Raw genomic sequence first — 23,775 nt, 5'->3', positions numbered from 1 at the left:
TAACCATGAAAAATAAAGACTTGAAAACTGAAGCCCTCATAATTGCCGAAATAACCGGATCTATCACGAATGAAGAGCGTGCGGAGTTGCAGGAGTTGATGAAAGCTTCTTCCGAAGTGAGAGCAATGTCAGCGCATATGCATAAGGTCCTGGACCCGCAGATCAGTGAGATCCGCCAGATAAGGACCACTTCTGCCGGGAAGATCATTGAAATGGGGAATGCCCAGCTGCATAAAAGAGGCAGGATACGCAGGATGGCGTACGTTTCACTGGCTGCGGCCTGCATGGTAGGGACGCTTTTTATGGTGTTCCGCTATTCCGGACAAAAAAACAGACCAGATGTATTGTTCGGTAAGGGTCAGAGTGTATGGTTAGATCTTAACAGGGAAGTGATAGCGTTGAACGGTCAGGGTGGTGAGATAGACGCCGCCGGATCATTTAATTATAATGAAAATGAAATATTAGCACTGGCTGAGGTTGTTGGTAGCAATGACAGCCTTAAGCTGATCGTACCCTGGGGAAGGGAATATAAAATAAAACTGAATGATGGTACGCTTGTGCACATGAACTCAGGTTCGGTACTCAGCTGGCCGGCTGGTTTCGGAAAAGAGAAAAGAGAGGTTACACTACGCGGAGAGGCATTCCTGACAGTAGCAGAGAATGAGCGGATGCCATTCATCGTACATCTGCAGAATGAGGATGTGGTGGAGGTACTGGGTACCAGTTTTAACGTGAAGGCATATAATGAGAAGGGCTTACAGGTATCCCTTTTCACCGGCAATATCCATGTGAAAGGAAGAGGTGGTAGTGTAAATCTTAAACCCGGGCAGGAAGTTGTATATAAAGGAGAGCAGCTGGAAGTACAGCCAGCAGATACACTAAAGGTACAGGCATGGCGGCAACGTGTGATCGACCTGCCGGATGCAGGGATAGCGGATATAGAAAAGGAGGTGATAAGGATCTATGGAGAAAAAGTTGAATTTGATCCCGCCATCACTGAGAAACGGACAAGGGTTTCCATTGATCGTGAGATGCCTGTTGAAGTCTTTTTAAAGCAGTATGCGCTGGTAAATGCTCTCAGGTATTCCAAGGAGGAGGGTGTACATCGGCTATCGTTACCAGACGGTAAGTGATCTGAAGTATTATAAACGATCCTATATGCGATAGTTAAGGTGCTATATAATATTAAAGTTGGTTAGTTTTTATTTATCGTCCTATGAACCCCAGATACTAATGAGTCAAGAGTTACCCTCAAAATGACTATTGGTATGTTCCCAGATAGACAATCATTTGCACCATCCAGAATTGTTAACCTTTTTAGCTAGTCAAGTAGTAAGCCGGTAATTTCTTACCGGCTTTTTTTTGTTTAGCTCTAATTTTCTGGTTTAAGCCCGCGCTACATACACAACGCCGCCGGAGCTCAATGCCGCGGGTATATACCGTTCTCCGGGGGCTAATTTCTCAGGAATTTTTCTATCATCGCCACTACAAGATCCGGTATTTTACTGTCCCTGTCCGGAGCACAGATCTCCCCGATATAATCGCCATGCCCACCAGGCAATATTGCCAGCTGCGCGTGTGGTAATGTGCGTGATAGACTGAAGGCATGTTCTGCCTTTATTACCTCTGCATCGCCATTGATTACCAATGCAGGCACCTGGATTTTTTTGATCAACTCATCACTGATATCTTTAAAGGCAACCATTCTGGCCACATCCCGGTGGAAACTGGCATCCAGTCCTTTGGGGTCAGGATTGGCTTTCAGGAAGGCCTCCTTCAGTGGTTGTGGCATCTGATCGAAGGTGGCATGTTCCATGCCTTCAAAGAAACCGGGCTGCATGCCTTCCCTTTTGTAAAGGGTGGAGGCGAGTATAATTTTATTCACCAGCCCGGGATAACGGATAGCGATCTGCAGCGTCGTGGTGGCTCCGTTGCTGAAGCCCATGATATCCGCTTTTTCAACATGCAGCTGTTTCAGTAATGCGGCCACATCGTCTGCATCCTGTTCAAAACTTAAGGGACGGTCGATGTCCTTCGTATGTCCATGTGCCTGTAACTCTACAGCAATGACCTGATGGGTTTTGGCCAGATCGGGCAGAATACGGCCATAGTTGGATGCTATGGTAGAGCCTCCGCCATGAATTAATACCAGGGGCATACCCTTGCCATGGATCTCATAGTACATATTCAGGCCGTTTACTGCGGCATAGTGTCCTGTCTGTTCGTGTTGTGCATTCATGTGTAAGTGCGTTACAATAAGGAAGAATATTATGATCAGTGACTTTAGTCGCATTGATGAAATTATTTGCCGCAAACTTACGGCGCGGTATTTAATAGCAGGGGTGGCAAACAGGCCAATTCTGAGGGGAAGACAGGTCAAACTGAGCTGTTCAAAACGGGCGCTGCTGTACCGGTTACAGGAGGTATGCCAACTATTTAAACGGGGAGTGTATACTTCTACAGGAGTGTATACCACGGATATATCCACACGGCGTTTTAACAACAGGACTTTCCTGTCCGGATACCGGGATATATGGCAATAACAAAATGCAGCAAATGGCAGATGTGAGCACAACGCTTATGGCGGCGGAGAAGATCATAACGGAATGATGATTGAGTGCGCCAGGATAAGGATTTGAGCCGACATCTTTTTTTGTAGGTTTTCATCCGAAAGTTGTGGCAGGAAGCATTTGCATTTTTTTTATCCGTAGTAATAATAAATGCTTCATTCCTGCGTACTGAATAGAGGCGTTTGTACGTAGATGTGACATAAAATATTATGACAGGCGAAACAGTCAGGGATATGTATGTTGCAGCCGGTTTGAAGTAAGGGCGCTTTCCCGGCCGGCCGCTGCAGCCTTATACAAAACCAGGGATAATTTTTAGTCGCCCGAACTGATTGTAACATAATTACTTATGGATCCCGAAAGGAGGGAAGGACCGGATTAATAATTATTATAAAAGCATTTCAATATTTTTGCTGCAATCGATTGCCTTTTTATTACATTTGTATTGACGAACTATATTTCTGTAGAAGAGTTATTCCCTTTTGAACCAAATCTAAATCGGACATTTAAAATCTTTCCACGTATGACAAATTCACTTAACAAAACCGTTATCAGCAGCTCCTAGAATGCAAACGTTTGCATTCCTGATGCGCACTATTGTGATGACATGCCGGTAAAGCACGGCAAAGGCCTTTTTTTGTCTTATATGCCGGTAGAATACGGCGCAATCCCTTTATTGTCTTATCGGACGTTTAAAATCTTTCCACGTATGACAAATTCACTCGACAAAATTGTTATCAGCAGCTCTTAGGATGTAAACGTTTGTATTCCGGAAACGGACAACTGTGATGACATGCCGGTAAAACACGGCAGGGGCCTTTTATTGTCTTATATGCCGTAGCACACGGCACAAGCCTTTTATTGTCTTTAAATACCAACGTTATGACTAATCATTTACTCCCAACGGGACTGGGGGGACGATGGCTTCATGCCAGAACTATTCTGCCTGTTCTCCTCCTTTCAGCAGGATCATTTACAAATGCTGCAGCAACCAATTTATCAACGCCTATTGCGAGCTGTTTTCAGGACACCACACAGCAAAGAATCATCAACGGGCGGGTTACAGATGCAAATCAACAACCATTACCCGGCGTCAGTGTATCACTGCAGGGTACTTCTTCCGGTGCTGTCACCAATGAAGGCGGTTACTATACCCTGCGCGTAACTACCAGTAAGGGTACACTTGTCTTTTCCTCCATGGGATTTCAGAAAAAAGAAATTCCGTTTTCAGGTCAGGCTAAATTCAACATTGTACTTGAACCTGATCAGAAAGCTTTGGGTGAAGTGGTGGTAGTGGGATATGGCACCCAAAAGAAAGTGAACCTTGTAGGCTCCGTTTCTGTCGTGAAGATGGATGAGAAAATCACCAGCAGAGCATTGCCCAATACTTCTTCCGCCTTGTCTGGCCTTGCGCCGGGGCTGGCAGTGACGCAATCTTCCGGGATGGCGGGCAACAATGCCGCGAGCCTGATCATCCGTGGATTGGGTACCGTTAATAATGCGAGTCCGCTGGTAGTGGTGGACGGTATGCCCGATGTGGACATCAACCGCATTAACATGACCGATATTGAGACCATCTCTATACTGAAAGATGCTACTTCTGCTTCTGTTTATGGCTCCAGGGCGGCGAACGGGGTAATCCTCATCACCACGAAGTCGGGGAAAGGACAAAGGAAAACTGTGATCAGTCTCTCTGGTGGCTATAGTGTTGAAGTGCCTACCCGCTCATATGATTTTATGGCTGACTACGCGCGGGCGCTGACCTTACATCAGCGTGCGGCGGCGGTGAACACCCTCAGGGAGTATTATACTTTTAAAGATGGTACTATAGATCAGTGGATGGCGATGAGCATGGTAGACCCGCTACGCTATCCCAATACAGACTGGTGGGACGTTATCATGCGTAACGGTAGTCTCCGGAACTATAATCTTTCTGCATCGGGTGGAACAGAGAACTCCAACTTCTTCATTTCCGCAGGTGTTATGAATGAAAAGGGCCTGCAAATCAACAACGACTACAAACGATACAATGCACGCTTCAACTATGATAATAAACTGCGTAAGAACGTAAATGCCGGTTTGCGTTTCAACGGCAACTGGTCCAAGTATACCTATGCCCTGGCAGATGGTTATACCGATGATGACGCCACTAATACTGCCGGTTTTGACCTGCAATATGCCATCGCAGGTATTACGCCTTACGATCCGCTGACGGGATACTATGGGGGCGTAATGGCTTATAATGAAGATCCGCAGGCATATAATCCCTATACCGTCTACCAGAATATGCTGAACCGCCAGAACAGGCAGGAGGCGAATGCAATGGCATATCTGGATTGGGAACCTATAAAAGGGCTTACAGGACGGGTGGATTATACGCTGAACTACTACAACCAGTTCCGCTGGAACGCCAGTATTCCCAACCGCTCTTTCAACTTCCAGACAGGTACCTTCGGCAGCCGTGTATATGTCGGTGAAAATGCCGGAGTGGGTAACTATACCAATACCGGTTATAAGACAATGCTGAACGGTCGCCTGACCTATCAGCACAGCTTTGGTTCCAATCATGAACTCAACCTCCTGGGCGTATATAGTGAGGAATTCTGGTACGACCGTTACCAGGGTACTTCACGCAATGACAGGTTGTACCCCACCTTACATGAAGTAGATGCAGCACTGACGGATATACAGTCTACCGGAGGAAACTCCAGTACAGAAGGCCTTCGCTCTTATATTGGTCGTGTGAACTATACCGCCTTTGGCAGGTACCTGTTTGAAGCGAACTTCCGTTATGACGGCTCTTCCCGTTTCCTGCCGGGACATCAATATGGCTTTTTCCCCTCAGCTGCTTTAGGCTGGCGCTTTACGGAAGAGCAATTCATCAGTGCTTTCACGAAGCGTTTTCTCAGTAATGGTAAACTCCGCGTTTCTTATGGCGGCTTAGGTAATAACAGTGGTGTGGGCCGTTATGAACAACAGGGTACACTGGCGGCAAGTAATTATATGATAGACGGCACGATCGTGAAAGGTTTTGTTAACCAGAAGATGGTGAATACGGACCTGTCATGGGAATCTACCAAAGTGCTGAATATTGGTTTGGACCTGGGCTTCTTTGACAATCGCCTGACGACAGAGCTGGATTACTACAATCGTCTGACTACAGGTATGAACCGTCCGTCGGAAATGTCTATCCTGCTGACAGGCGCATATAATGCGCCGCGTAAGAACATCGGTGATCTGCGTAACCGGGGTGTTGAGCTCAATCTCGGCTGGTCGGATAAGATTGGAGAGCTGAAGTATGGTCTGAATTTTAATGCTTCCTACAATACCACTACACTCGAGAAATGGAATGAGTTCTTAGGCAGGGGATGGGTATTCCTGGACATGCCTTATCATTTCCTGTACTCATACGAGGATGTGGGTATTGCGCAGACCTGGCAGGATGTATATAGTCACACGCCACAAGGTGCATCACCCGGAGACATTATCCGCAAGGACCTGAATGGCGATGGTCGTATTGATGGTAATGATATGAAGGCGTATCCGAATGTGCAGCGTGACAGGCCTACCACTATGGCGGCGCTGAATACCAGCTTTTCATGGAAAGGAATTGACCTGTCTTTCCTGATAACAGGTGCAACCGGACGTAAAGATTTCTGGATCAACAACTACAACAATATCAACTTCGGTTTACAGCGTTATGCTTCGAGCTGGAATCACTGGAATAACCCATGGTCGGTGGAAAACCGCGACGGTGAATGGCCCCGTCTGGGTGGTAGTAACAACAGAGCGGAGACCAGTTTCTGGCTGGATGATCTCAGTTATATCCGCTTTAAGAATATTATGCTGAGCTACAGCTTCCCTAAGAAGTTGCTGGAGAGGATAGGCATTGGCAGCTTCCGCATTTATTGTGCGACTGAGAATGTTGCCACTATCACCTCTTTCCGCGGACTTGATCCTGAGCTGACGGGAAACAGAAGTAATGCCTATCCGCTGAACAGATCTTATGCGGTGGGTCTAAACATGAGTTTATAAATGTAATGATCATGAAACAAGCAACTGTTAAAATATATTTCGCCGGTATGTTGTGTCTTTGGGCTTTCTTTAGCAGCAGCTGTATGAAAGACCTGCTGAACAGGGAGCCGACCACTGAGTTGGGAACTGCTTCTTTCTGGAAAACAGAGGCCGATGCAACCTATGCCCTGATGGGCGCCTATGCTGATATCAGGCCACTCTTTGACCGTGATTACTATTTCGACGGACAGGGAGAATATATCAGGACCCGCGGCACCAGTACTACAAGCGGCAACCTGCAAAAAGGGGATGCCTATAATGGAGGTGATTATAGTCCTTCGGGTTATGGCGACAACTTTGATAAAATGTATGAGCGTCTCTACGGTGGTGTACACCGTGCCAACTATGTGATTGAGAATGTCAGGAAGATGCTGCCGACAGCCAGTGAAACTTCAGTGCCTCAACTGGAAAGAATAGTGGGAGAAGCCCGTCTGCTCAGGGCAATGGTCTACTTCCGCCTGATCTCCATGTGGGGGGACGTACCTTATATTGACCACGTGATATATAACAATGCGGAAGTGGCCAACCAAACCCGCACGCCGCTGGCGCAGGTGAAAGATTCTATTATTGCAGACCTTACCTATGCTTTTGATAAACTGCCGGCAAAGGCGCAGGAGTATGGCCGTGCCTCGAAACCGGCAGCACTGGCTTTTCGTGGTAAAGTACAATTGTACTGGGCCTGCTGGAACAAATTCGGCTGGCCTGAGCTGGATACCTTCACACCGGATGAAGGTGCAGGAAACCTCGCTTATAAGGCCGCCGCGGATGATTTTAGTAAAGTCGTTAATGAATACGGCCTTACACTCTTCAGGGGCGGTGAACCGGGTGAATGTGATGAACTGGGGAAAGCTGATAAACTGCCGAACTATTATTACCTGTTTACGGCAGTAGCCAACGGTGATGCTGAAATGATCATGGCCTTTACGCATGGCGGTACAGGCACCAACCAGGGAGAAGAACTGATGCGTGACGTAGCCGGCCGTTCCCATGAAGGTTCCCAGTGTTGGGTGTCACCCCGTTATGAGATTGCAGACAGGTATCAATCGACCATTACAGGCGATTTTGCAGACAAACTGATTCCCATGAGCCCAACTGCTCCCGGTGCAAGAACTGCCCTTAATTCGGCTATAAATCCCCAAAGCTATGCTAACCGCGATTACAGGATGAAGTCGTCCATTATGTGGGATTATGAAGTGAGTGTAGGAATGATCTCCCTGAAATCGACCGGATGGGTACCATTCATTTACAAGACCTGGAATCAGCCTGTTACCATCAATGGCGTTCAGTACACCAGCTACAATACTGACGGCTGTAATTCCGGTTATGTGCTGCGTAAGTTTCTCCGTAATACCGCAGGCCTGGGCCGCAGCGATGGTACTTATAGCTATCCTGTAATGCGCCTGGCGGATGTTTACCTGATGTATGCGGAAGCCACGAATGCCATAAATGGCCCGCAGGCAGATGCCATAGCACTGGTCAACAGGGTTCGCCACCGTGGGAACCTCCCGCCGCTGACAGCAGATAAAACAGCCAGTAAAGAGGCATTTTTCAGCGCTATTGAACAGGAGCGCATTGTAGAGCTGTTCGGAGAGGGGCAACGTTCATTTGACCTCCGCAGGTGGAGAGCGATCGAAAGGGTATGGAATCCTCCTTATGGTAATGGCGTATGGCGCATTGATACGTATGGCGGACAGATGTCCCGTTATTTCCAGAATACGTCTGAGCGGGAATACCAGCAATGTTACATTTTCAGGATCCCGCCGGGAGAGCGTAACAGGAACCCTAATCTGACGCAGAATACGCCCTGGCTGTAATTACCTAACCTATTAAAATCAACGCGATGAAAAGATATTCCACTATAACCTTATTACTGCTCCTCAGCGCTTTGGGCTGGATGGGCTGCAGGAAAGATGATCCTATTGATGAAGACGGCCTGCTGATCACTTCCCGGGCGGAATGTTATGTCAGCAATTTTGAACTGCTGGGCTCCGATTTCCAGACGGTGCGCACCAAGAATGCCGTGATAGATACGGTAGCCTGTACTGTCAATGTCACAGTGTTTTTTGGTACAGACCTGAAGAATCTGTACCCGCAGTTTACGCTGGTTACAGACGCCAAACTGGATCCGAAGATCACCGGCTTCACTGATTTTTCTGACCTGGCAAATCCCAGGACATATACAGTAATTTCCGGCAACAGGAAGGTAAGGAAGACCTATAAGGTGATCGTAGCTGTACAGCCAAGGTAGTATTTACATTTAAACATGCTTTTTATGAACGCTAAATATTTGGGATATACTTTATGGTTCTTCCTGCTCTGCTTTTCAATGGCAGCGTGCAAGGATGACAAATACACTGTTCCGGTACCTAAGAATGAGTTGCAGAACGATTGTATCAAAAGAACGCTGGGACCTAATGTGGCAGGTCTGAAGATCGAGTTTGCCTATGCGATAGCACTTCCTGCCACAAGAGGTAAGATTGTATCTGCGCAGGTGGAAGCTTCAATTGCAGGAGATGCCGCTACTTACCTGGAGAATAAGTCTTATTATACAAATGGCAGTGGGGAGGATGTAGGCATTCCTATCGGCGATCCTTCTGTGAATGAGGGACCTCTTACTAAGGTCGCATTTACGAAAGACACCAATGCGGTAACGCTGAGGTACTATTATGTGATACCCAAAGCTGCGCAGGGGAAACAGGTGAAGTTCACATTCTCGGCTAAGAGTAGTAACGGGGAGACGGTTTCTTATGTGATGGGGCCATATACCATTTCCAATATGGATATGGTACTCGATCTGCCGGTGAAGAATGGAGACGCCTGTTACATCTCTATTGCAGATATGGCAGTCTATAATGCAACGGATGCTGCTACGAATGCAGGCAAAATAGATCTTGTTTACCTGTACAGGGCTATCTCCGGTATTTCATTTAATCATGCATTGGTATCACCGGCGGCGGATACGGCCTATCTTCCCGGTGTGGTATTGCCTGCCGGTGTGAACAGGGATACGAAGATCCGTAAAACATGGAACCTGAGGGACCAGCACCTTGCACGTCTGCAGTATGGTATTTATATTGACGACGTGGATTTTCAGCAACTGGATATGAAGGGGGCGCCTGATTATGCGATCAATCTTAAATCAGAAGCCGGCGCCTGGATTGAGACAGCGGATGGAAAATACCGGGCTTATATCTATATGAATAAGGTGGACGATGGGAAGAAAAGCGCCACCATCAGTATGAAACGTTACACGCTTAAATAAATTGATGTTTTTATGAGAACCCCTGCATTAGAGGTTTGTATTATGTTGATCCTGGCCCTGCTGGTATGTATACATACATTGAAGGCGCAATCGCCGCCGGAGACTTTCCTGATCAAACCGGGGAAGCTGCTGGAGGGAACGCGAAGGATCGCCCGGCATGACCCGGCTATGCAGCGGGCGCTGGCTGAACTGCTTTCCATAGCTGACCGGTCACTGAAGAACGGACCTTATTCTGTGGTATACAAGGATAAGATGCCGCCCAGTGGTGACAAGCATGATTATATGAGCGTCGGGCCATATTGGTGGCCCGACTCCAGCAAGGCGAACGGGTTGCCCTACATCCGCAAGGATGGACAGGTGAACCCGGAGCGTTATGCTATCAAAGACGATGAGTACCAGAATGCCATATCCCGGGATGTATATTTCCTGGGATTGGCCTGGTTTTACACCGGTGATGAAAAGTATGCTGCACATGCCACTGGCCTGCTGCGTACCTGGTTTCTCGATGCCGCTACCAGGATGAACCCGAACCTGAATTACGGACAGGCAATTCCCGGTATTACGGAAGGCCGGGGGATTGGGCTTATTGATACCCACAATGTGACCATGCTGATAGATGGCGTGCAATTGCTGAAACATTCAAAGTCTTTATCTGCTAAGGAGTACAAGGGTATCCAGGACTGGTACAGGGAGTTCCTGCAATGGATGCGTACCAGTTCCATAGGGTTGGATGAGGCAGATGAAATGAATAATCATGGCACCTGGTATGACGTACAGCAGGTAGTGATAGCATTGTTCACCGGCCAGCGGGAACTGGCCAGACAAATGCTGGAAGAGCAGACCAGGAAGCGGATAGACGTTCAGCTGGAGGCAGATGGGAGTCAGCCGAAAGAGCTGGCCAGAACACTTTCCTGGAACTATTCCCTGTTTAATCTGCGTGCGTTCTTTGAACTGGCTTTACTGGCCGAGAACGTGGATGTTGATCTCTGGCATTATGAAAGTCCGGACAAGAAAAGCCTGAAGAAAGCGTATACCTGGTTGCTGCCATATGCCACAGGAAAGAAAGACTGGCAATATCAGCAGATCAAACCAAAGCATGATGAGGAATTTCTGGAACTGTCGGAGGTGGCCGCTAAAAAGTATAATGATATAGACCTGGCAGCGCTCAAGGAGTTGCACAAGGACTTCAGGAATGATTTATTGCTGCTCACGGATTGGGCATATTAAAAAGCAGTACACATGGGCAGGTCTCACTCCGCCGAGGGCGGGGTGAGACGATTGTCGTCGGGAACTTACAGGGAATCTGTTTTGCGGGATATAAAATCTGTATATTAAGGTGTTTTTCTTCAGAAAGGCGCCAACATTGTATCAATGCATACCTATTCCAACAGTAGTCCACAGCAGAAAGCTGCAGCTGGTCAGCCGGCGCAGCTCCAGAACGAATCTGACACATCGTTCACACATGCCTCCGTGAACAGTAATGCCACTATTCTACAGCAACTGGCTGATAACAGTGAGCAGGTAAGGAAAGCTGCACAGTTAAAGGCAATTGCTGACAGACGGGCTTTCCCGGTACAAAGGCAGGCAGTCACTGCCGGAAAGGTGGTACAGTTGATGCCGTTCAGTATGTTACAAACGGGGAAGTGGTATAAGGTGTTAGTGGATGGCGAACCCAGGATACTCTATCTCAAAAGCCGGAGAGGTGCTTTTGATGGAAAGCCCGCCAGTTGTTTATTCGGAGAAAAAGAGAGAGGTGGCGATACAATTACGATCGGGAATGAAGATGATATACTGGCGTTATCAGGCCCTCCTCCGGAACCAGAACCGATAGAAGAAGAACTGCAGCCTGAGAAGAACGATGCTCCGCAGGAAGACAAGCCAAAGATGGAAACTGTCTATTTCAGCTCGCATGCCAAGGCGTCTCAGTTGGGAGTGGTGAGCTGGAATGTGAATCACTTCAGCAATAAAGATTTCGGTAATATGCTGAGTGCTTTAAGAAAGGAGTTTGCTAATTTCTCTCAGGATGAATGGGACCTGGCTTTTGAAGTCTTAGATATGATATTGAAAGATGTACGTGAAGAGAAGTATCTCAAGTTATATAAACAAGACGAAAAGGGATTTAAAAGGAAATATGAAAATAAGCCGGCCTTTAAGGACAAGTTTAAACGACTTCAGAACAAGCCGGAAAGTATAGCAAGCATTTCTAACCTGGTGGATAGATTTTTTAGCCTGGGTTTTGATCATAAGGCGTTTTCGGCCAAACTTCAAAGCCTCATTGACATCGACTGGGAAGGTAAGTATAAGTTAGCACTGCAATCTACTGTAGAAAGACCGGCTTTTACGCTACTGGTGAAAAGGCTGGTTGATTTTGCCGATGATGTAAAGAGTGTTGGTAGGGTGACCAGTATTATTCAGCAGCTAAAAGACAATCACAATACATTCCTGACCAAATTCGATAAGATGGACACGAATACAGTAGCGGGGTTGTTCGATGCTCTTGGTATAATCAATGCCAGTCTGATGACGATCGGCAGTCTGGAAGATATGTTGTCGGCATTGCATACACAAAATATACAAAAGCATGTAGATGAAATGTTCCAGCGGAATAGTGATTGGCTGGATGTGGTGGCATTGCATGAGGTGAATGATCCGTCGAAGTTAAAAGAATCTGTAGAGTATGATATGCATGTAGGGCCTCATCTTATGTCTGCTCAGGGGAAGGGGCAAAATGAGTATTATCCTTTATTGATAAGAAAAGGTGCACATGTGACAGTGAAACAGATTTACCTGGTCACTACCGATGGCAGGTTACAGCCTACGGAAAATGGGAAGCAGGAAAAATGGAATAAGAATTTTGCGAAACAGGAAGATAAAATATTCAGGCCAATTGTAGTATACGAATTGGAGAAGATGGGAAATAAAGGAAAGAAGCAGATCTATTGGTTAGGAATAGTACATACTACACCCGAAAGTGATACAGGAATATCTGAGTTTAACAGGGAAAAGATATATGATGAAGTGGAGGAGGGACTGAAAACGTTGCGGGGCGAGGCAGATAAAAGGAGGATACCGTTGGTGATCGGAGGCGATTATTACCTGACGGCAGAGGCGGTGACCCGTGATATGAGCGAAAAAGAGAAGAAAGACTTTAACGAGGATGATTGGGAACTGGAAGACTATAGTGAGACATATGCCTCGATCGAAAAACTCGAACTGGAGCTAAATGAAAGATTGAGTGAGCTCTTGGATAAGCTGCAGGAATTAAAGGAGGGAGAAGAAGAGGATGAAGCCAATAAAGCGGAAAGGGAATATCTTGGGGAAAGGCTGAAGTTCCTTGCAGAGGCAAAACGTGATAATCAGATACTAAGGAATATATACGGATTGACAGTAGCCGCCAGGGTTGAGGACCTGGGGCTTTATCTTACACAACCTGTTACAGGCACCAATCCTAAAAAGAAACCCCTTTTAAGGTGGTTTGATCTGCAGATAGCCGACTTCTTTATACATGGCCAGGGAATCAAGAGCGCACAGGCGGGGATTCTGAGGCCGCAGGGACAGATAGCGAAGGTGGATACGGAGGACATGTACAATTCTAGGTACTGGCAGCATTTCAGCGATCATTTTCCGGTAGGGGGTATTTTCTCGACAAAGAATAAGGACCTGTCTGCTCATCGTGCCCTTGCCGGTGTAAATACCGCAAAGGCGAAGGAGTTGGCAAATATTTCCAACCGTCGTCGTTTCGCGAGGTTACAGCTGATCGAAATGGAAGAAAAGCCGGATCTCACATTGAAAGACCTGGGAGATGAAGAGATAGACAAACTGGCTTTGAGTTATTTGCATGGTTATCTGAAGTTGAATTATCTGGTTGAGGATAAACCGCCGACTATAGCGGATTGCATCGGTCTGATCCAGATGCTGGATGATATAAATGGCGCAGAGGATGATGAGCGGCTGTTTGTGACCTTGCCGGGAGACTTTGAGCCGGATACCGCTGCAATGGCGGCGGTGCCGGTACCTATGCCGGGAAAAACCGGGAAGTCTTCGCGGGAAAAGGCAGATAAAAACCAACGTTTCCTGCTGAATCAGCAGCAGGAATTGCAGCAGGGGTGGAACTGCGGAGACCTTGCTATCGGATTATCGCGCGATGAACTAGTACAATGGCTGCTGACCCATGAAGATGATGACGTAGTGCGTGAATTGCTGGCCCCTGAAATAAGAACGGCTGCGGCGACAAGTTTAATGAATGAAAATGCGGAAGCGGTTGAAAGCAGAGAAAAGGAGGAGAAGCTAAAAACACTATTTACGCTTTTGGATGAAGCAAAGGAAGAGGAAATAAGAGAAGTGGCTCTTATGGAAATACATAGCGCGCTAAAGAATGAAAAGAGCTCAGGTGGTTCTGCTAACCGTACAGGGTTACCGGAAGGTATGCTTACGGAAGAGTTGAAAGGCCTGTTAAACGAGTATTACAATGCGCACGAAGAGATGAAAGACATTGTGTTACTTGTCAATAATGTTTTAGGATTCAGTGGCGGGAACCTGAAGGATGCGATGCAACTGGATACCTTTATTGAGAACAATCCTGATAATAATAACGTAATGGTGCTGAAAGATGAGGAAATTTACGAAGGGTTTGCTGAGGAACTTAATAAGTTAAAAGATGCAGATAAGGAATTGAACAAATACCTGACCCGTAAGGACGTTTTCCGGAAGTATGTTCAGAACTATTATGGTAATCAGGGATGGATGGTGTACCATCTTGATTTTAAGGGCGACGGGGAAGATGTACATACCTCTGTGATCGATCTTGCCGCAAAGTTCAAGCAAACGATGGTACAGATATGGGTACTTCAGCAGGGCGGTTTCAAATTACATCGTAGCACAGCGCAATATGGAACAGGAGTTGTGAATGTCCTGTACAATGGATATAATCACTTTATAGGATTAAATGATAATCTGAATTTTGTCGGAGAGGCTGAAGAGCAGCCTGCACCACAAAAAGAAGATGTTATGGAGCAGGAAATTCAAGTAGATTAACCTGATACCGTAGTCAGGCATATATAATCATCATCCACATAGTTATGAAAAAGCACATTGTTTTAACCTGTATACTGGTGTTGCTTGGAAGCGCATTGCCAGCACAGAATTTGTTAAGCGGCCGGTATGCATCCGCGCAACTGGCAGAAAAGCTGATACCTCAAGGGAAATGGGAGCCTTTCCCGCATCTGGAGAACAGGGCGGGATGGGAGAAAGCTGATCCTGCTATCGGAGCGGCTGTCATTAAAAAGGCTGAAGCCTATCTGAACTACGAATGGCCGGGTATCCCTGCTGTGAAATCGTTGCTCATCATCCGGAACGGGAACCGTTCAGAGTACCAGGACATCAGCAGTAAAAAAAGGGAGGTACTAGGTACGCTGCTGCTGGCAGAAGTATATGAACATAAAGGCCGGTTCACTGACCAGGTAGTGAACGGGGTATGGTCTATCTGTGAGGAATCTTTCTGGGGAGCGCCTGCGCACCTGCCAAGATCTTTCGATGGATTGATGGACGTATCAGCACCTTTTGTGGAGCTTTTCTCTGCAGAAACGGCCACACTACTGGCCTGGGTAGATTATTTCCTGGGAGAGGAACTGGATAAAGTTTCTCCGCAGGTGAGAAAGCGCATCTATTATGAGACCAGTAAACGGATCTTCGAACCACTGATGACTAAACATCATGGATGGATGAGCACTGGCGCCAGTGGCAGGCGTCCCAACAACTGGAATCCATGGATCTGTTCCAACTGGCTGAATGCCGTGTTGTTGTTAGAGAAAGACGACAGTAAACGGGTAGCGGCAGTATCGAAGCTGTTGGGCGTACTGGATGAATTTCTGAATCCGTATCCAGCCGATGGCGGCTGTGATGAAGGACCAGGATACTGGGGCGCGGCAGCGGCTTCATTGTATGATAATGTCTCTTTATTGAACCTGGCTACCAACAATGCTTTTGCATATGTGTACGCAGATAAGAAAGTGGCGGAAATGGGGCGGTTCATTTACAAGGCGCAGATCAGTGAAAGGTACTTCCTGAATTTTGCAGATGCGGACCCTCAGCCGGGTATGGCGGCCAGTATGATCTACCGGTTTGGAAAGGATATAAAAGATACGGCCATGATGCGTTTCGGGGCCTACTATCTGAAGAATGAGAACCCGGCTTCCGTGAGAGGGTATCATTATTTCAGGCACCTGTTCGTGCTGTTCATGCAGGATGAACTGCAACATGCGGATAAGGGACTGGTATTACCGGGCGACGTCTGGTGGCCGGACTTGCAGGTAATGATCGCCCGCGATAAGAAAGGTAGTACAGATGGCTTTTTTGTGGCTGCACAGGGTGGGCATAATGACGAGAGCCATAATCATAATGATGTAGGGAATTACGTTGTGTATCATGACGGATTGCCGGTGCTGATAGATGTGGGAAGGGGGACGTATACGGCTAAAACTTTCAGCAGTAGGCGATATGATATCTGGTATAACCGCTCCGATTATCATAACGTGCCCACAGTGAACGGCTATCCTCAATCGGCCGGTAGCCGGTTTAAGGCGGAGAAGGTGGTGTATAATAGCAGCTCATCCGCCAGCACACTGGCAATGGATATCAGTGCGTCTTATCCGGAAAAAGCAGGCATAAAGAAGTGGCAGCGGAGTATCCGCCTTAACAGGGGGAAGAATGTGCAGATAGAAGATGTGATGCAGCTGGAGACGGATGGACAGATAACGGAACATTGGATGACCTGTTACCCTACGGAAGTGGTAAAACCGGGACTATTGGTCATACACCGGAAGGAGGGAAGCGGATCGAAAGATTTTTACCTGCATTATCCGGCAAAAGATCTGGTGGCGAGTATAGAGAAGGTGCCGTTACAAACGGAGGAAGACGGTGGTGTGAGGCAGAAGTGGGGAGATAATATTTATCGGATCAACCTGGAAGGGAAGGTGAAGGCGGAGGGGAAGCTGAAATTTTCTGTGGAGGCTTTGTAATGGTAATATTATCAGCAGTAAAGACTAAACAGATTTAAAAAAAAAGAACCGGCAGGTGTTACTCCTGCCGGGTTTGCATTAATTCACTATGACTACCTGTTATGATTACACTCTTTTACTTATTTACCAACTATACCAGCTATTTTCTCTGACAGTTGACTCCCCTTCAGATTTCTGGCAATAATATTTCCGGAAGCGTCTATCAGAACGTTCTGCGGAACTGCAGTGACGTTATAAAGTTCGGCTATCTCGTTTCTAAGGAATTTCAGATCGGATACATTGTAACCTGGCATTCTGTCTTCATTCATAGCCTGGATCCATGGTTCCTTACGTTCTTCCAGTGCCACATTGATCACGGTCAGGTCTTTCGCACTGTAAGTTTTCAGGATCTGTTTCAGTTGCTGGTTTTCCAGTCTGGAGGCAGCAGACCAGCTGGCCCAGAAGTTCAGGAATACCACTTTCCCTTTGAAGGAAGAAAGCGTCACCCTGTTACCATTGGGGTCTTTCTCAGAAAACTCGGGAGCTGCGGCGCCAACGGCGGTCTGTTTTGCTACCTCGATCTTTTTCAGGTATGCTTTACCTTTTGCGGATGTTTTGGTATGATCGGCCAGTAATTTGAACAAAGGCTCCACATCGCGGTAATCGATAAACGCACCTGCATATTCTTCAAGGATATCCAGGCTGATATACATCTCGGGATGCTGCTGGATAAACTCTTTCATTTTTTGTTTTCTGAAGTCCATTGCAGCGCGGAAATGCTCCATATATGTACCTTTGGCAGCAAGTGCTTTCTCCGATACATCATTCTGCAATGTGTTGGATGATTCAGTAGTCAGCAGTGTCAGTTTTTCTTCTGCATCTGCCATGAACTTCTGATAGGTTTTGTAATCATCCTGTGAATTTGATCCGTTAGAATCAAAGTTAGCGATGCTTTCGTCGGATGTTAACCATACGATTGAACCTGGTTCTACGTAGAGATGAGCAATGTCCTTTGCATTAAAGAAGGTCTGTGGTTCTCCGTCCCTGCTTACAGTAAGCAGGATGTTAGTAGGATAGGAGACAGGCCTGTCGAACGAAAAATTACCATTATCAACATCTGCGGAATCATATACACTTTTGCCGTCAAAAGTGTAACCAATATAAACCTTGGCGGGTGCCTGTAATCGTCCGAGCTTTCCTTTAATCTGAAAGGATTGCGCCATTGCGGGCATAGTTATGCAGCAGGCTGCAAGAACCATTAAGCTTCTGTTCATCTATTTTACCTGTTTTACCTTTATTATTATGGTTACACGAATTATTAACCCAGATTCAAAATTTAAACGCGCATTGTATTGAATGAACCCTTTGCATATAAGACAACATTTAATACCCGATATGCGTACAAGGGTTAAAAAAAAAATTAAAGTATATGGATAAGTAAAGTGGAGGTGTAGATATTATGAGTAAGCTAAATGTGGGGTGCCGGAATACATAATTGATTTATTTTATGGACTTTATGAAGCCGGTACTTGCCTGGATAGAGCGAAAACCCGCAAAAAAAATATTTTCCGGCGGATACCCGTTTGGGTTATTAAATAGTTGATAGTCAGAGAAGAAAAAATTTTTAGGAATTTTTTTAAAGAGGCCCCTTAATTATTTTACCTGCATAACGAATAAAAATTGTTTTTAAATATAAAAAATTGTTAAATTGTAGTAGAACCTTGAACCTTTTATTATTATTTAAACGAAAACTATCCCTATGACGAAGCGCGCATTGAACCTATTGCTTATTGTTATTCTGGCTCTGTCTTCCTTCACCTCAATAGCTAAAGCAAGTAACGAGAAACCTCCTTTTACCGAAATCGGATACCAGACAGACGGTAATTATTATTATACTTTCTACGTTGACCTGTCTAAGAACGGGCCTAACGCCATCGCTTATATACAGGTACAGAAAAATTCTACAGGAGAAATACTGAAGCTGGATAATTTCAGCGGTAAGGTGATGCTGTTGAATCCTGTACAATTCAGCATAAAAGATAAAGCTACCGTATCATTCTTTGATGGGAACAAATTGGTTTCCAAAGACCTCAAAGGTGCTCTTGAAGGTAGTGTAAAACCCTGATCAACGCTATATAATATTAATAAATGTCCCGGAGCCGGATTACTATGTAACCGGTTACGGGATATTATTGTTTCATGCCAAACTATAGCAGGAGGTAGGAGGCCATCAGAAAATATAGGATAAATCGCCGAAACAAAAAAAACGAAATGCTTTGAGTTTTTCGTAATCTGCCGAACTTATTCGACGTTATAAAGACCGCTTATGAGAGTCCGCCTGCCGACGTACCGGAAACCAAGCAGCTAAGGAATACCCCTGGCAGGGAACCACAACGCACTGTTAACTGTTAAATAAGCAGAAAAGACCAATAGCACGTTTACCACCAAAATCTGAAAATCGCGGATCACAAGATCAGTCAAGGAAACTGTAGCATTTTTTATCAATCATCATCATATCTAAATCGAACAAGCTATGCTTCTACCCAAATCCAGCTTGCTCGTGTTGCTATTTCTATTTAGCACACTGGCACTATTTGCACAGCAAAACATTTCAGGTAAAATTAAGGACGCCGTGAATGGCAAGCCTATTCCCGGTGTGACTATCAGAATACAGAACACCAACAAGGGAACGATCTCCGACGGAAACGGTGCCTATAATCTGGCCGTTCCCTCCAATGGTACGCTTATAGTCTCTTTCACGGGGTATAAAACGCAGACTATTAAGGTATCGCCAGGCAGTTCATCCCTGGACATTACAATGGAAGAAGACTTCGCTAAACTGGACGAAATCGTGGTAACTGGTCTGGCTACTACTGTAAAGAGAAGTAACCTGGCCAATACCGTGGTGACCATCAATGCCAATCAGCTGTCAGGTGCTGCGCCTGCGCAGACCTTCGATGCGGCGCTAAGCGGTAAAGTACCCGGCGCACTGATCACAGCCAACTCCGGTGCTCCCGGTGGTGGTATTTCGATAAAGATGAGGGGTATCACTTCCGTATTTGGTAACTCACAGCCACTATATATAGTGGACGGTATCTTCTTCAATAATAGCAGTATCCCAGCGGGATTGAACGATGTAACCGGTGCCGCTACTGCGGGTAACCCCAATAACCAGGATAACCCTTCCAGCCGTATCGCTGACCTGAACCCACAGGATATTGAGAACATTGAGATCCTGAAAGGAGCCTCAGCAGCCGCCCTGTATGGTGCGAAAGCAGCAGCCGGTGTGGTGATCATCACTACCAAAAAAGGAAGGGCCGGTAAAACAAGGATCAGCGTGAACCATGAGACCGGGTTTGCCAAAGTAAGACACCTGATGGGGGTGCGTACTTTTACCCCGGAAACAGCTGCTGATCTGGCTGGTCCGTCTTCCAGCACTGACCCTACCGTAATCGCAAGACGTGCGGCATATGCGGCGCAATACAACGCCGCTAAAAGCGCAGGTAAGATCTACGACTATGAGAAGGAAATGTATGGAGAAACAGGTCTGATATTGAATACCGGCCTGTCCCTGAGTGGCGGAGGGGAAAAGACTACATTCTACATCTCCGGCAACCGCAGGCAGGAAGAAGGTATCGTAAAGAATACCGGCTATTTCAATAACTCCGTACGTGTGAATATAGATCATAGGATAAGCGACTATATCTCTTTGGGCGTTACTACCAGTTATATTCATTCCGACGCTGACAGGGGGCTGACAAACAACGATAACAATGGTGTGACCTACGGGGTTGCTTTGTCATCTACTCCTGATTTTGTGGACCTGTTCCCGAATGCATTAGGAGAATATCCCCGGAACCCATTTGCGGCATCCAATCCGCTGGAGACCCGTGATAAAATGAAAAACAATGAGCTGACCAACCGCTTTGTAGGTGGGGCTAACCTGGAAGTGCGCATTCAGCAGAATGAGCATTCTTCTACCAAATTCATCGGCCGTGGTGGGGTGGACTATTTTAACTATAAAACAGCTGCCTTATTCCCCCGTGATCTGCAGTTTGAAGAGAACGCCTTACAGGGGCATTCCATCCAGGGTAATACCAATAACACCAATACCAATTTAGGCGGTTTCCTGGCCAATACTTTCACACCAAATGAAAATATTAGTCTGACCAGTACTGTGGGCGCCACCCTGGAAACAGGTTTCATGGATAACATCGTAACAGTGGCCACCAATCTTGTGTCCGGACAGAGCAATCTTGACGCCAGTGCCAATACCACTACAAGGCAGTTCAGGCAGAAGTACCGCGACAATGGTATCTTCATACAGGAGGACCTCTCACTGATTGACGCTATTACACTGAGTGGCGGTATACGTTTTGACCGGTCTACCAACAACGGCGACTACAAGAAATATTATGTATTCCCCAAAGGAGCTATTTCCTGGAACATTGCAAAGATGAAATTCTGGGATGTGAAAGACGTTCAGAACCTGAAGATACGCGCCGCCTATGGACAGTCAGGTAACGTACCGCCATACAGCAGTAAGTTCACCGGTATGCTGGGAAGTAATATCGGCGGATATCCCGGTATATTGGTAGATAACCTGTTGGGTAATCCGGACATCAAACCAGAAAGACAGTCTGAGTTTGAAACAGGTCTGGACGTGAGTGTACTGAACGGCAGGGTAAGCCTGGAAGCTACTTATTATATCAAGAAAATACAGGATGTACTGCTACGTCATGCATTGCCGGGATCTTCCGGTTATGCGAACGAGTGGAAGAACAGTGGTGACCTGAAGAACAATGGTATTGAGCTGGGACTGACAGCCATCCCGATCAACAACAAAAATATCAGGTGGACTTCCTCCATCAACTGGTGGCGTAACCGTTCCAAGGTGACAAAACTGATCATACCTCCTTATGCGATCGGGGCCTTCGGTAACTCACTGGGTACTTTCTACCTGGAACAGGGAGAGCCAGCTACACAGATCAAAGGAACTGTAGGCGGCGACCTGAAACTGATCGGCAATTCAGAACCTAAATTCCAGATGAGTTTTTATGATGAGGTGACTTTCTTAAAGAACTTCACCCTGCGCTTCCTGGTACATTGGAAGAAAGGTGGCGACAATATTAACCTTACGCAACTGCTGACAGACCTGGGTGCTACATCATTTGATTATGACGACGTCCTGCATGGTACCAAGGCAGGTGTTTACCGTACCGGTGCAGGAGATGCTTCTATCTATGTACAGGATGCTTCTTATGTACGCATCCGCGAGATAGGGCTTTACTATAATGTGCCATTGAAGAATACCAATTTCATCAAGGGTATACGCCTGGGTGTATCGGCCAACAACTTCTTTACCTGGACAAGTTATGTAGGGTATGACCCTGAGGTATCCAACTTCGGAAGTAATACTATCACTACCTCTACAAGTCGTGGTAGTAATGGTTTGTCTACCGGTGTGGATGTTACACCGTTCCCTGCTTCCAAAAGAGGAAGCTTCCATGTTGGAGTGGATTTCTGATCATTTTCCGTCTGTTAAAAATTATTACATATGAAGAACTATTTCTCAATTATAACTGCCGCCTTTTTCCTGCTGATCATGAGTGCATGTCAGAAAGGGGAAATAACCAGTCTGAATACGCCTGTAGTAGGAGGTGTCATTAGTAACCCGACCCGTAGCGACCTGTTTAATCTTGTAACAGGTGCAGAATCGGGCATGCGTAACCACTATGCTGTTTACCTGGATGGCCTGGGTGCTATCGGCAGGGAAATTTATCGTTTCTCTGGTTCTGAGCCCCGTTACACGACCGATATTCTCGGCGGTGGTAGCAGAAGGCTGGATAATAATACCTTCTACCTGACCAATCCCTGGGGCGCCCGTTACCAGGTGGCAAGACAATGCTTCATCCTGCTGGATGCTGTAAAGAATGCCCGTACGGAGATTGCATCTGATGTACAGAAGAAGGCTTTTTCCGGATATGCAAAAACGCTGATCGGGTATCAGCTACTGCTCAATATCAATATGACAGATTCCAACGGCGCCCGTATACCGGTGCCTAATGGTGCTACATTAGGTCCTGTAGTGACAGATCCGGGGAAAGTGATGGATACTGTATTGCAATTCCTGGATGACGGGAAAGCGGATCTGACAGGATCTGAAGTAATGTTCCCCTTATCAGACGGTTTTGCTGGTTTCAAAGATGCAGCCGGCCTGTTGAAATTTAACCGTGCACTGGCTGCCAGGGTGTATATCTATAGAAAGAACTGGGCTGCTGCATTAACAGCCTTGAATGAGTCTTTCTTTGATCTGAACGGCGCCTTGAATACGGGGGTATATCATTACTTCTCCACGAATGGCGGCGACCTGGCCAATACGCTGTTCATACCACCAAATAACACCGGTGAGGTAAGAGGCTCACATCCTTCCTATGCCGCGGATATTGTTGCGGGAGATGACCGTATTAATAAAACTGCCCAGCGTAATGCCGCTTTCAGCCAGAATGGACTGACGGCTACACGTGACGTGGTGATCTGGAGCTCACTGAATTCGCCGGTAAGTATTATCCGCAATGAGGAGCTGATCCTGATCTATGCGGAGGCTAAGATCCAGAGCGGGTCTATACCTGACGGTATTGTTGCGCTGAACCGTATCAGGACTGCGCATAACCTGCCACCGTATGCAGGTGCTATCACTAACGCTGCATTGATAACAGAGCTGTTGTACAACAGACGTTATTCCCTGTTCATGGAAGGACATCGCTGGATAGATGTAAGACGTTATAACTTATTGGGTACCCTGCCGAAAGACAGGCCCGATGATGATGTGTGGGCAAGATATCCGTTGCCGCAGAATGAGAGCAATTTGTAGTTT

Annotated in this window: 13 protein-coding genes; 11 read left to right on the top strand and 2 right to left on the bottom strand. The window is 46.5% G+C overall.

Annotated features, from left to right (window positions below; genetic code table 11):
• Positions 1–5: 5 nt before the first annotated feature.
• Positions 6–1,133, top strand: a complete 1,128-nt coding sequence (locus F3I09_RS24315) for a FecR family protein (RefSeq protein WP_149697657.1) — start codon at positions 6–8, stop codon at positions 1,131–1,133.
• Between the two features lie 320 nt (positions 1,134–1,453).
• Here F3I09_RS24315 and F3I09_RS24310 read toward each other — a convergent pair whose 3' ends face one another.
• Positions 1,454–2,239 (bottom strand): alpha/beta fold hydrolase, encoded by a 786-nt coding sequence (locus F3I09_RS24310; protein WP_223233368.1) that lies wholly within the window; start codon positions 2,237–2,239, stop codon positions 1,454–1,456.
• A gap of 1,210 nt (positions 2,240–3,449) precedes the next feature.
• On the opposite strand from F3I09_RS24310, the gene F3I09_RS24305 reads away from it, so the two are divergent.
• The 7 genes from F3I09_RS24305 (at position 3,450) to F3I09_RS24275 (ending at position 16,919) form a co-directional block, all read left to right on the top strand.
• Positions 3,450–6,602 (top strand): TonB-dependent receptor, encoded by a 3,153-nt coding sequence (locus F3I09_RS24305; RefSeq protein WP_149697655.1) that lies wholly within the window; start codon positions 3,450–3,452, stop codon positions 6,600–6,602.
• A gap of 11 nt (positions 6,603–6,613) precedes the next feature.
• Positions 6,614–8,455 carry a RagB/SusD family nutrient uptake outer membrane protein gene (locus tag F3I09_RS24300; protein ID WP_149697654.1) on the top strand — a complete coding sequence of 614 codons (1,842 nt, stop codon included), beginning with the start codon at positions 6,614–6,616 and terminating at the stop codon, positions 8,453–8,455.
• Between the two features lie 26 nt (positions 8,456–8,481).
• On the top strand, positions 8,482–8,889 hold the full coding sequence (locus F3I09_RS24295; RefSeq protein ID WP_149697653.1) for a hypothetical protein: 408 nt from the start codon (positions 8,482–8,484) through the stop codon (positions 8,887–8,889).
• 24 nt (positions 8,890–8,913) lie between these two features.
• Positions 8,914–9,903: a DUF4466 family protein gene (locus tag F3I09_RS24290; RefSeq protein ID WP_223233367.1), complete on the top strand. Its 990-nt coding sequence runs from the start codon at positions 8,914–8,916 to the stop codon at positions 9,901–9,903.
• A 12-nt stretch (positions 9,904–9,915) separates the two neighbouring features.
• Positions 9,916–11,130, top strand: coding sequence for an alginate lyase family protein (locus F3I09_RS24285; protein WP_223233366.1), 1,215 nt, complete (start codon positions 9,916–9,918; stop codon positions 11,128–11,130).
• A 144-nt stretch (positions 11,131–11,274) separates the two neighbouring features.
• Entirely contained in the window at positions 11,275–14,937 is a 3,663-nt protein-coding gene (locus F3I09_RS24280; protein ID WP_149697652.1) for a hypothetical protein, read from the top strand.
• A gap of 44 nt (positions 14,938–14,981) precedes the next feature.
• Positions 14,982–16,919 carry a heparinase II/III family protein gene (locus F3I09_RS24275; protein WP_149697651.1) on the top strand — a complete coding sequence of 646 codons (1,938 nt, stop codon included), beginning with the start codon at positions 14,982–14,984 and terminating at the stop codon, positions 16,917–16,919.
• 119 nt (positions 16,920–17,038) lie between these two features.
• On the opposite strand, the gene F3I09_RS24270 is transcribed toward F3I09_RS24275, so the two are convergent.
• A complete protein-coding gene (locus F3I09_RS24270; RefSeq protein WP_223233365.1) occupies positions 17,039–18,121 on the bottom strand; it encodes a TlpA disulfide reductase family protein in 1,083 nt (360 codons plus the stop codon).
• Positions 18,122–18,657: 536 nt separating this feature from the next.
• Here F3I09_RS24270 and F3I09_RS24265 point away from each other — a divergent pair.
• The 3 genes from F3I09_RS24265 (at position 18,658) to F3I09_RS24255 (ending at position 23,772) form a co-directional block, all read left to right on the top strand.
• On the top strand, positions 18,658–19,023 hold the full coding sequence (locus F3I09_RS24265) for a hypothetical protein (protein WP_149697649.1): 366 nt from the start codon (positions 18,658–18,660) through the stop codon (positions 19,021–19,023).
• Positions 19,024–19,431: 408 nt separating this feature from the next.
• On the top strand, positions 19,432–22,425 hold the full coding sequence (locus tag F3I09_RS24260) for a SusC/RagA family TonB-linked outer membrane protein (protein WP_149697648.1): 2,994 nt from the start codon (positions 19,432–19,434) through the stop codon (positions 22,423–22,425).
• Positions 22,426–22,455: 30 nt separating this feature from the next.
• Positions 22,456–23,772, top strand: a complete 1,317-nt coding sequence (locus F3I09_RS24255; protein ID WP_149697647.1) for a RagB/SusD family nutrient uptake outer membrane protein — start codon at positions 22,456–22,458, stop codon at positions 23,770–23,772.
• The last annotated feature ends 3 nt before the right edge of the window (positions 23,773–23,775 follow it).

This window comes from Chitinophaga sp. CF418 (assembly GCF_900142925.1).
Taxonomy (GTDB): domain Bacteria; phylum Bacteroidota; class Bacteroidia; order Chitinophagales; family Chitinophagaceae; genus Chitinophaga.
This window is presented reverse-complemented; position numbering and strand designations above follow the sequence as displayed.

Coding starts and splice junctions, on each gene's coding strand:
- F3I09_RS24260 (WP_149697648.1), top strand. CDS start 19,432: ATGCTTCTACCCAAATCCAGCTTGCTCGTGTTGCTATTTCTATTTAGC.
- F3I09_RS24290 (WP_223233367.1), top strand. CDS start 8,914: ATGAACGCTAAATATTTGGGATATACTTTATGGTTCTTCCTGCTCTGC.
- F3I09_RS24310 (WP_223233368.1), bottom strand. CDS start 2,239: ATGAATGCACAACACGAACAGACAGGACACTATGCCGCAGTAAACGGC.
- F3I09_RS24295 (WP_149697653.1), top strand. CDS start 8,482: ATGAAAAGATATTCCACTATAACCTTATTACTGCTCCTCAGCGCTTTG.
- F3I09_RS24280 (WP_149697652.1), top strand. CDS start 11,275: ATGCATACCTATTCCAACAGTAGTCCACAGCAGAAAGCTGCAGCTGGT.
- F3I09_RS24270 (WP_223233365.1), bottom strand. CDS start 18,121: ATGGCGCAATCCTTTCAGATTAAAGGAAAGCTCGGACGATTACAGGCA.
- F3I09_RS24275 (WP_149697651.1), top strand. CDS start 14,982: ATGAAAAAGCACATTGTTTTAACCTGTATACTGGTGTTGCTTGGAAGC.
- F3I09_RS24315 (WP_149697657.1), top strand. CDS start 6: ATGAAAAATAAAGACTTGAAAACTGAAGCCCTCATAATTGCCGAAATA.
- F3I09_RS24255 (WP_149697647.1), top strand. CDS start 22,456: ATGAAGAACTATTTCTCAATTATAACTGCCGCCTTTTTCCTGCTGATC.
- F3I09_RS24285 (WP_223233366.1), top strand. CDS start 9,916: ATGAGAACCCCTGCATTAGAGGTTTGTATTATGTTGATCCTGGCCCTG.
- F3I09_RS24305 (WP_149697655.1), top strand. CDS start 3,450: ATGACTAATCATTTACTCCCAACGGGACTGGGGGGACGATGGCTTCAT.
- F3I09_RS24265 (WP_149697649.1), top strand. CDS start 18,658: ATGACGAAGCGCGCATTGAACCTATTGCTTATTGTTATTCTGGCTCTG.
- F3I09_RS24300 (WP_149697654.1), top strand. CDS start 6,614: ATGAAACAAGCAACTGTTAAAATATATTTCGCCGGTATGTTGTGTCTT.